Here is a 9414-nt window from a genome sequence, read left to right on the forward strand (position 1 = left end):
TACGAGGACAACCCTCCGCCTTGCGATCGCACGCACCAGACGCCACGGGCCCCGCCCTTTGGGCGGACGGCGCTACTTCCAAAACACGGCCTAGGCGAAGGAGCCGGCGACCGCACCGAGGCGAGGGCATGCCAGGCGGGCCGGCCAGGGCAGCCGGAGCCAGACCCAGAGCCGATACGACCCACGCCGATCCCGCCGGAACCGCTGCGGCGCTAGAACGCGGAGATGCCGGTCAGCGCCCGCCCGATCAGCAGCTTGTGTATCTGGCTCGTGCCTTCGTACAACGTCATCACCCGGGCGTCGCGCAGCAGCTTGCCCGCCGGGAATTCGTCGATATAGCCATACCCGCCGAAGACCTGGAGCGCGTTGTTGGCGCAGCGCACCGCGGCCTCGCTGGCGTAGAGCTTGGCGACCGACGACTCGGTGGCGAAGGGCTGCCCGCGGTCGATGAGGTCGGCGACCCGCCAGGTGAGCAGCCGCGCGGCGTCCACGTCGACGGCGATGTCGGCGAGCATCTCCTGGACGAGCTGATGCCGGGCGATCGGCACCCCGAACTGCTCGCGCTGACCGGCGTACCCGGTGGCCGCCTCCAGGCACGCCTGCGCGATGCCGACACAGCCCGCGGCGACCGACATCCGGCCCTTGGCGAGCGCGGACATGGCAACGGAGAAGCCCTTCCCCTCGGGCCCGAGCATCGCGTCCGCCGGAACCCGTACCGCGTCCAGCACCAACTCGGCTGTCGCCTGGCCGCGCAGGCCCAGCTTGCCGTGCACCTCGCGGCGGGTCAGCCCGGGGGCGTCGGCCGGCACCAGGAAGGCGCTCACGCCCCGGTGGCCCTCGCCGCCGGTGCGCGCGAAGAGCAGCACGACATCGGCCCAGGTGCCGTTGGTGATGAACATCTTGCTGCCGCTGATCTCGTACGCGTCACCGTCCCGCACCGCGCGGGTGGTGAGGTTGGCGGCATCCGATCCGGTCCCGGGTTCGGTGAGGCCGAAGCAGCCGATCGCGTCGCCGGCCGTCAACCGCGGCAGCCACGCGCGCTTCTGGGCGTCGCTGCCCCAGTGCGCTATCGACTTGGCGACAAGGCCGAGCGAGACCGACACGATGCCGCGCACCGCGGAGTCACCGCGCCCCAACTCCTCGGTGACCAGGCAGTACGCGAGATGGTCGCCGCCCGAGCCGCCGTACTCCTCGGCGATGGTCAGGCCGAGGAAGCCCAGCGCGCCCAGCTTCTTCACGATGCCGCGATCCACGCTCTCCGCCCGGTCCCACTCGACGGCGTGCGGAGCGATCTCCCGGTCGGCGAAGTCCCTGGCCAGCGCCTTGACGGCGGCCTGCTCCTCGGACAGCTCAAGGTCCACTGCGGTCACCCGGCCCTTCTGGACTTCCCTAAACTACCGGCGCTAGTTTTCCGGCGGCAGCCTCTACTATGTGCCGCATGGCCCGCCCCCGCAAGCCCCTCCTCAGCCGCGACCGCATCGTGACGGCGGCGCTCGCCGTCATCGACGAGGAGGGGCTGAACGCGCTGTCCACCCGGCGCCTCGCCGCCAAGCTCGGGGTCAGCGGGCCGTCCCTCTACAACCACTTCGCCACCAAGGAGGCCATCCTCGACGCCGCCGCCGACACGGTCATCGCCCAGGTCGACCTGTCGATGTTCGCGCCCGCGCCGGACGGCCGGCCCGACTGGCGCGCCGCCCTCCTCGCCTGGGGCCGCTCCTACCGCGCCGCCCTCACCGAACACCCCCACATCGTGCCCTTCCTCGCCACCGGCCCCGGACTGCGGCCCGCCGGGCTGCGGATGGCCGACGCCGTCTTCGGCGCCATGGTCGAGGCGGGATGGCCCGCCGCCCAGGCGACCCGGATCGGCGCACTGATGCGCTACTTCGTCACCGGCTCGGCGCTCGGCTCCTTCGCGGGCGGCTTCGTCGGCGACCCCCAGGCGTACGACCCGGCCGACTACCCCCACCTCGGCCAGGCCCACCTGCTGGCCGGCCATCGCGAGCAGGTCGACGAGGGGGCGTTCGAAACCGGCCTGCGTGCCCTCATCGACGGACTGGCCCTCCAGTTCCGCTGAGTCCGCCGCGCCTGCGGTGACAGGATGACGCGCATGCCCGCTTTCGACGACATCCCCGCCGACGCCCACGTCCAGGTCAACTACACCAAGTACGACGGCTCCCTGCACTGGAACCTTCGGATGCGCAGGCTCGGTGAGGACGCACACGGAACCTGGCTCGGCCTCCCCGCAGGCAGCACCATACGCAAGGGTCACAGCCGGACCCTGGACCTGCCCGAGGCCCACGTCATCCTCTTCCCGCGCGACGCCTGGTGGACCGCCACCTTCAACGCGGCCCCGCGCAAGACCGCGATCTACTGCGACATCACCACCCCACCGCAGTGGCCCTCCGCAGCCGAGGTCACCATGGTCGACCTCGACCTCGACGTCCTGCGCCACCGCGACGCCCCGCTCCCGGTCCTCGTCGACGAGGACGAGTTCGCCGAGCACCAGGTGCACTACGGCTACCCCACCGACGTCATCCGCGCCGCCACCCAGGCCGCGTCCTGGCTGACGCACGCGATCACCGAGCACTCGGGCCCCTTCGACGGCGCGCACGAACCGTGGCTGGCGCAGGTCGCCTAGTGCTGTGATCGGCCATGCGGTTCGTCCGGCGACCCCGGCCCGCGGCGGCCGGTCAGAACACCACCAGGGCCCGGCCGCCGCGCCCGGCGGTCATCGCCTCGAAGGCATCCGGTATGCCGTCGAGGCCGATGCGGTCGGTGACCAGGGCGGAGAGGTCCAGCCGCCCTTCGCGTGCGTGCCCGGCGAGGACGGGGAGATCCTTCGCCGGGTCGCAGTTGCCGTACACGCAACCGGACAACGTACGGCCGAAGTAGAAGAGTTCCAGCGCCGTGAAAGCAACCTGCTGGTCCTGTCCGCCGATACCGACGACCGCGGTCCGCCCGCCGCGCCGGGTGGACGACCACGCGGTACGGATCGTGTCGGCGCGGCCCACGCACTCGACGGCCGCGTCGGCACCGTAGCCGCCCGTGAGTTTGCGGACTCGCTTGGCGGTGTCCTCACCCGCCACCACGAAGTCCGTGGCACCCGCCGCCCTGGCCAACTCCTCCTTGCCCGGCGCCACATCGACCGCGATGATCCGGTCCGCCCCGGCGATCCTGGCCGACTGCAGAACGGCCAGGCCCACCCCGCCGACTCCGTACACGGCGACCGACTCCCCCGGCCGCACCCCCGCCACATGGTGCACCGCGCCGTAACCGGTCAGCACCGCGCAACCGAGCAGCGCCGCATCGCCCAGCGGCACCCCCTCCGGCAGCGGCAGCACCGCGTTCGCCGCCACCACCGTCTCCTCCGCGAACACCGCGGTACCCAGACCCGGGTACAGTTCGCTCCCGTCGACGGCCAGCGTCGCGTACGGTGCTGCCGCCGCCGCGCCCGCGTTCGCGCACAGCCACGGCTCGGCCAGCCCGCAGAAGTGGCAGGACCCGCAGGCCGGCGCCCAGTTGAGCACCACCCGGTCGCCGACCGCCACGTGAGCGACGCCCTCCCCCACCTCCACGACCGTGCCCGCCCCTTCGTGACCGAGCACCGCGGGCACGGGCTGCCGCAGGGTGCCGTTGGACAGCGACAGATCCGAGTGGCACACCCCGGCCGCCGCCAGCTTCACCCGCACCTGGCCGGGCCCGGGCTGCGGCAACTCGATGTCGGTGACCACCAGCGGGGCGTTCACTTCGGGCAGTACGGCGGCGCGGACCACGGTGTCTCCTGGGCTGCTTGCGGATGTTGTCGAGTTGTCGGCTTTCCCGGGCGCCAGGACCCGGGCGCCAGGACCCGGGGGCGGGGACTCGGGCCGGCGGGACCCCGGGGCGGAACCTGGCTGGCGGGAGCCAGGGGCGGGACCCGGCCGGCGGCAGCCGGGGAGGGCGGCACCCCAGGGCGCGGGACCCGGAGGATCAGAACTGCAGCGACTTGGTCTGGAGGTACTCGGACAGCCCGTGCGGGCCCAACTCCCGCCCGACGCCCGACTGCTTGTAGCCCCCGAAGGGCGCCGCCGGATTGAACCGCCCGCCGTTGATGTCGACCTGCCCGGTCTCCATCCGCCGGGCGAACGCGACCGCCTCCGCCTCGTCCGCGCCCCACACCGCCCCGGCCAGTCCGTACACCGTGCCGTTGGCGATCCGCAGCGCGTCCTCCTCATCCTCGTACCGTATGAGCGCCACCACCGGGCCGAAGATCTCCTCCTGGGCGATCGTCATATCGGGGGCGACGTCCGCGAAGACGGTGGGGCGCACGTAGTACCCCGTGGTCAGGTCGTCGGGGGCGTCGCTGCCGCCGGCCGCTATCCTGGCGCCTTCCTGGACACCCTTCGTTATGTAGCCGCGGACCCGGTCGCGCTGCTTCGCGTTGACCACCGGGCCGAGCCGCTCGCCGGGCACGTATTTCGCGGCGGCCTTCGTGGCCAGTTCGACCGCCTCGTCGTAGCGGGCCGCGTCCACCAGCATCCGGGTCCAGGCGCTGCACGTCTGCCCGGAGTTGGCGAAGACGTTCGCCACACCGACATTGACCGCGCGGGCCAGGTCCGCGCCCGGCAGGATCACGTTCGCCGACTTGCCGCCGAGTTCGAGCGCGACCCGCTTGACCGCGCCGCCGGCCGCCGCACCTATCCGCCTGCCCACCGCGGTGGACCCGGTGAACGACACGAGATCGACGTCCGGGTGCTCCGCGAGCGCCTGGCCCGCGACCGGGCCAAGGCCGGTGACCAGGTTGAACGCCCCGGCGGGCAGGCCCGCCGCGTCCAGTATCTCCGCCACCAGTTGGGCCACGAGCGGAGTGTCCTCAGCGGGTTTGAGAACCACGGTGCACCCCGCGGCGAGCGCGGGCGCCACCTTGGCCACGACCTGGTGCAGCGGGTAGTTCCACGGCGTGATGGCCCCGACCACACCCACGGGTTCGTGCAGCACCCGGGAGTTGCCGATGCGTTCCTCGAAGGAGTGCTCGGCGGCAAGTTTGGCGAACAGCCCCATCACCGCGGTCGGCATGTCCGTGTGCACCGCGGTCGCGAACGAGGGCGGCGCGCCCAGTTCGGCGGCGATCGTCGCGGCGATCTCGTCGCGGCGCTCGGCCATCAGCTCCGCCGCCGCGGCCAGCACCGCCGCACGTTTCCCGGGTGCGGTCGCCGCCCATCCGGGCAGCGCCTGCCGAGCCGCCCGCACCGCCGCGTCCACGTCCCGGGCGTCGCCGGCCGGCACCTGGGCGATGACCTGCTCGGTCACCGGGTTGACGACGTCGATCCGCCCGTCGGCGGCCGCCGGCCGCCAGCGCCCGTCGATGTAGAGCTCGTCGCGCCCCTGGTGGACCTGCTCGCCACCGCCTGCCGTATCCGTCCTGCCGTCCACGCTGCCCTCCGAGATCGCTGCTCTGCGCCCAGTGCCCAAACTAGCGCCGATAGTTTTTAATGACCAGTGCTTGCCCGGCAGCCCCGGGTTCGCGTAGGTGATGGATGGCCACGTGCGCCCTTCGCCGGCCCTCGTCGATCACGCCCGACGGGTGCCGAGTGGCTCCGACAACGACCTACCCGGCGGTAAGCACCGCCACCCGTCGAAAATTGGTTCGTTATTCGAGCACGGTACCGAGATAGGCCCTGACCAGCACTTTCGCCTCGGCGATCACGCGCAAATCACCTGTTTGGGTGGTCCGGAACGCGAGTTGCATCGCGGCGTCGGCGGCCTCGACGGCAACGGTGAGCGCCAGTCGCAAGCGCGGGTCGGCCGGGTCGACGGTGAGCCGGTCGGCGAGCAGCGCCGGCAGCCGATCGGCGAGGTCCTGGTTGGTCTCGCCCGGCACGCCGAAGTCCACCAGCGCGAATCCGGGCGCGGTCCGCTTCATCGCGGTGTACTCCTCGACCAGCACGTCGACGGCGGCACGCCAGTCCGTCCCGGCGTCCGGCTCGGCCAGCCGCGCCGCCGTGCGGTCGAGGAACTCGTCGAGATTGCGATGGGCCAACGCGTCGGTCATGGCCCGCTTGTCGGAGAAGAAGCGGTAGACGGAGCCGATGGGCACTCCCGCACGCGCGGCCACCGCGCGCGTGCTGAGCCGTTCGTAGCCGCCTTCGTCGAGTTCTCGGGCGCACGCGTCGAGGATGCGGGCGAGGCGTTCGGTGCTGCGGCGCTGGACGGGAGCACGGCGCAGTGCGCCGCGGGCGTTTTCCGGCCCGGGCACGGCGGGTTCAGCCCCTTGCTATGGCGTCGAAGAGCCTGCGCAGGCCGTCCAGGGTCTCCGCGAGCGCGACCTGCGGGTCGTCGGCGCGGGCGACCGCCATCGCGCTCTCGCTGAGACCGCCGTAGAGCATCGAGGTGAGGGGGTCGGCCGGGCGGTCCGGGATCGCCCCTTTCCTGATCGCCCGAGCCACCCCCCGCAGGGTCAACTCGCGGCAGTCGACGCCGAGTGTGCGCATCGTCTCCCAGCCGAGCGCACCGGGCGCGTCGAAGAGCGTGATGCGCTGGACTTCGGGATCGAGCGAGGCTTCGAGATAGGCGCGGCTGCCGGCGAAGACCGCTTCCCACGGGTCGTCGGCGACCTTGAGGTACGCGGCGGAGATGGCGGCCGCGAGTCCTTCCTGCTCGCGCGCGTAGACGGCGCCGAACAACTCTCGCTTGCCGGCGAAGTGGTGGTAGAGCGCGCCTTTGGTGACACCGGCCCGCTCGCAGACGGCGTCCAGCGAGGTCGCCCCGTACCCGTCGGCGGCGAACAGGGTTCGGGCCGCGGTCACCAGGTCGTCGACGGTGGCGTCGGAGCGCTCGCGCTGGCGCTGGCGCGGTGCCGTAGAGACGGTGTCGCCGTCGACGCCACGCGCCTGCCCGGTGGCGCGCCGCGCGCTTCCGCCTGCGTTGGGTCCCGCCACGGCCTGCCTCCCACTCTTGCCCGCCGATCGAACCGGCTGCCTTGCCCGCTTCCACCCTAGCCAAGGGCATCGCTTGACACATACATACCTTCGGTATGTATGTTCCGTACCGACAGTATGTATCCGCCCTGCAAGGCTAAGGACGGCCATGTCCTCACCCGCCTCGTCCACCCCGTCTGCTTCACCCGTGTCTCCCCAGCCCCCTCCCCGCCCCGACACGCCGGCCGACCCGCCGCACGGCGCACCGGCCGGCGGCTTCCGGCCCGGGCTCGTCCTGCTGTTGAGCGCGGGCGCCACCTTCATCGCGTTCCTCGACACCACTGTGGTCAACGTCGCCTTCCCGGACCTGGCCACCTCGTTTCCGTCCGAGCGGATCTCCGACCTGTCCTGGGTGGTGAGCAGTTACGCGGTGCTCTTCGCCGCCCTGCTCACCCCGATGGGCCGGATCGCCGATGTCCTGGGCCGCAAGCGGGTGTTCCTGCTCTCGCTGACCGCGTTCACCGTCGCGTCCGCGCTGTGCGCGGCCGCGCCCGACCTGCCGTTCCTGATCGCCGCCCGCGCCCTGCAGGGAGCAGCCGCGGCGGGCATGATCCCGGCGGCGTTGGGGCTGCTGCTGGCCACCACCCCGCCTGCCGGCCTCGCCGCGGCGATCGGCGCCTGGGGCGCGGCGGGGTCGATGGCCTCCGCGGCCGGACCGGCCCTGGGCGGTGTCCTGGTCGACGTCTTCGGATGGCGCTCCGTCTTCTTCATCAACATCCCCGTCGGCATCGCGCTCGTGGCGGCCGGCATACGCGGCCTGCCGGAACGCGCCGACGCAGGGCAGAAGCCGCCCGACCCGCTCGGCACCGCCGCCTTCACCGCCGGCATCGCCCTGCTCGTCCTGGGACTCACCAAGGGCAGCGACTGGGGTTGGGGTTCTGCTGCGACCATCGGCACCACGACCGGCGGAGCCGTCCTGGGCGCGCTCGCGCTGGGGCGTTCCGCGCACCACCCCGCCCCGGCGGTGGAGACCGGCCTCTTCGGCAACCGCACGTTCGCGGTGGCGTCGGCGGCGTCCGCGTTCACCGGCGCGGCGCTCTTCGCCTGGCTGCTGAGCGGTCCGCTCTTCCTCACCACCGTCTGGCACTACTCGGTGCTCAGGGCCGGCTTCGCGGTGACGCCCGGCGCGCTGACCTCCGCGCTGGCAGCCGTCGTCGTCGGCAAGCGGGCGAAGCCGCATCAGCTTCCGTTCGTCATCGGCGCGGCGATGGCCGCGTTCGCGGCGGTGAGCGTGTGGACCTGGCAGCAACTCGGTTCGGACCCAAGCTTCCTGACCCTCTGGCTGCCGATGGGGCTGATCGGCGGTGCGGCGTTCGGCGCGACGCTGACCGCCCTGTCCACCGCGGCCGCCACCTCCGTGCCGCCGTCGCGGTTCGCCTCAGGCATCGGAATGAGCACCACGGCACGCCAGTTGGGCGGCGCGCTCGGTGCCGCTGCCACCGGCGCGATCATCGCGGCCCACCGGCTCGGCGGCCCGCAGGCGTTCCGCGACGTCTACCTGGCCTGCGTGCTGCTGGCCGGCGCCTCCGCCGTGGTCGGCCTCGCCATGTCCCGCACCATGTCCACCCGCAAGGAGTCCTGACATGACCTCCGAACCGCTCCCGCCCTTCGACACCGCACCTCCCGTGGACGGCGCCCAGGACTTCGAGCGCGAAGCCACCGACCCGCACTGCATGAGCGACACCGAGAGCGACGCCGTCCTGCACGGCGCGCCCTGGAGGCGCCTGGCGGTCGTCGGGGACAGCCTCGCGGAGAGCCTGGGCGATCCGGTGCCCGGCTACCGCACCGCGTGCTGGGCCGATCGACTCGCCCGAGCGCTGCGCCGGTCCGTGCCCGACCTGGCCTACCTCAACCTGGGCAGGCGCGGGCTCACCGCCGCGCAGGTCCGCGCCGAACAGGCCGGACCCGCGGCCGCCTTCGCCCCCGACCTGCTGGGCGTCGTCTGCGGCGGCAACGACCTGCTGCTGCCCGGCTTCGACCCGCGCGCCCTGGCGTCGGAACTCGACCGGCTCTTCGACACGCTGGGCGCGCCCGGCACCACACTCTTCGTCTACGCCCTCGCCAACGTCGTCGACGCCATACCCGAACTGCGCGGCGGACCGCTGGAGAAGGGCGTGGAGGTGCTCAACGAGGTGACCCGCGAGGTCGCCGACCGGCACGGAGCCCTGGTCGTGCAGATGCACGGTCACCCGGCGTCCGCCGACCGCGACCTGTTCAGCGCCGACCGGGTGCACGCCTCCGCGCGCGGCCACGCCGTGATCGCCGCGACGACGATACGCGCACTGGCCTCGCGCATCCCTGCCGCGGAGTTTTCCACAGGCGAGCGGTGAGGCTTGCCGTGGTGTTTACTATTGTTGTGCAAAGGTATCAACACGGCAAAGCGGGGGGTGGGGCAATGAGCTGCCATGCACCCGCCACACCCACGACGACAAAAAACACGAAAAACAACCCCCCCCGG

9 protein-coding genes are annotated in these 9414 nt (G+C 72.3%); 4 read left to right on the plus strand and 5 right to left on the minus strand.

Translation table 11 applies throughout. From position 1 onward, the window contains the following. Nucleotides 1–212: 212 nt before the first annotated feature. The gene (locus AB0399_RS39725; protein WP_366414600.1) at nucleotides 213–1361 is read right to left on the minus strand and encodes an acyl-CoA dehydrogenase family protein; all 1149 of its coding nucleotides are present in this window, start codon (nucleotides 1359–1361) and stop codon (nucleotides 213–215) included. Nucleotides 1362–1438: 77 nt separating this feature from the next. Here AB0399_RS39725 and AB0399_RS39730 point away from each other — a divergent pair, with 77 nt between their 5' ends. Further along, nucleotides 1439–2074 (plus strand): TetR/AcrR family transcriptional regulator, encoded by a 636-nt coding sequence (locus AB0399_RS39730; protein WP_366414596.1) that lies wholly within the window; start codon nucleotides 1439–1441, stop codon nucleotides 2072–2074. Between the two features lie 33 nt (nucleotides 2075–2107). Next, nucleotides 2108–2638, plus strand: coding sequence for a DUF402 domain-containing protein (locus AB0399_RS39735; RefSeq protein ID WP_329370864.1), 531 nt, complete (start codon nucleotides 2108–2110; stop codon nucleotides 2636–2638). A gap of 52 nt (nucleotides 2639–2690) precedes the next feature. Here the strand turns inward: AB0399_RS39735 and AB0399_RS39740 are convergent, their stop codons facing one another. The 4 genes from AB0399_RS39740 to AB0399_RS39755 all read right to left on the minus strand — a co-directional run bounded on the left by AB0399_RS39740 (nucleotide 2691) and on the right by AB0399_RS39755 (nucleotide 6917). Continuing rightward, the gene (locus AB0399_RS39740) at nucleotides 2691–3773 is read right to left on the minus strand and encodes a zinc-binding dehydrogenase (protein ID WP_328462424.1); all 1083 of its coding nucleotides are present in this window, start codon (nucleotides 3771–3773) and stop codon (nucleotides 2691–2693) included. A gap of 196 nt (nucleotides 3774–3969) precedes the next feature. Continuing rightward, nucleotides 3970–5412, minus strand: a complete 1443-nt coding sequence (locus AB0399_RS39745; protein ID WP_366414597.1) for an aldehyde dehydrogenase family protein — start codon at nucleotides 5410–5412, stop codon at nucleotides 3970–3972. A gap of 217 nt (nucleotides 5413–5629) precedes the next feature. After that, the gene (locus AB0399_RS39750) at nucleotides 5630–6235 is read right to left on the minus strand and encodes a TetR/AcrR family transcriptional regulator (RefSeq protein ID WP_329370858.1); all 606 of its coding nucleotides are present in this window, start codon (nucleotides 6233–6235) and stop codon (nucleotides 5630–5632) included. A 7-nt stretch (nucleotides 6236–6242) separates the two neighbouring features. Beyond that, nucleotides 6243–6917 carry a TetR/AcrR family transcriptional regulator gene (locus AB0399_RS39755; protein WP_329370856.1) on the minus strand — a complete coding sequence of 225 codons (675 nt, stop codon included), beginning with the start codon at nucleotides 6915–6917 and terminating at the stop codon, nucleotides 6243–6245. 187 nt (nucleotides 6918–7104) lie between these two features. Here AB0399_RS39755 and AB0399_RS39760 point away from each other — a divergent pair, with 187 nt between their 5' ends. Next, a complete protein-coding gene (locus AB0399_RS39760) occupies nucleotides 7105–8538 on the plus strand; it encodes an MFS transporter (protein ID WP_366414598.1) in 1434 nt (477 codons plus the stop codon). A gap of 1 nt (nucleotide 8539) precedes the next feature. Beyond that, entirely contained in the window at nucleotides 8540–9286 is a 747-nt protein-coding gene (locus AB0399_RS39765) for an SGNH/GDSL hydrolase family protein (protein ID WP_366414599.1), read from the plus strand. Nucleotides 9287–9414: the final 128 nt, after the last annotated feature.

The organism is Streptomyces sp. NPDC088194 (assembly GCF_040702025.1).
GTDB lineage: Bacteria > Actinomycetota > Actinomycetes > Streptomycetales > Streptomycetaceae > Actinacidiphila.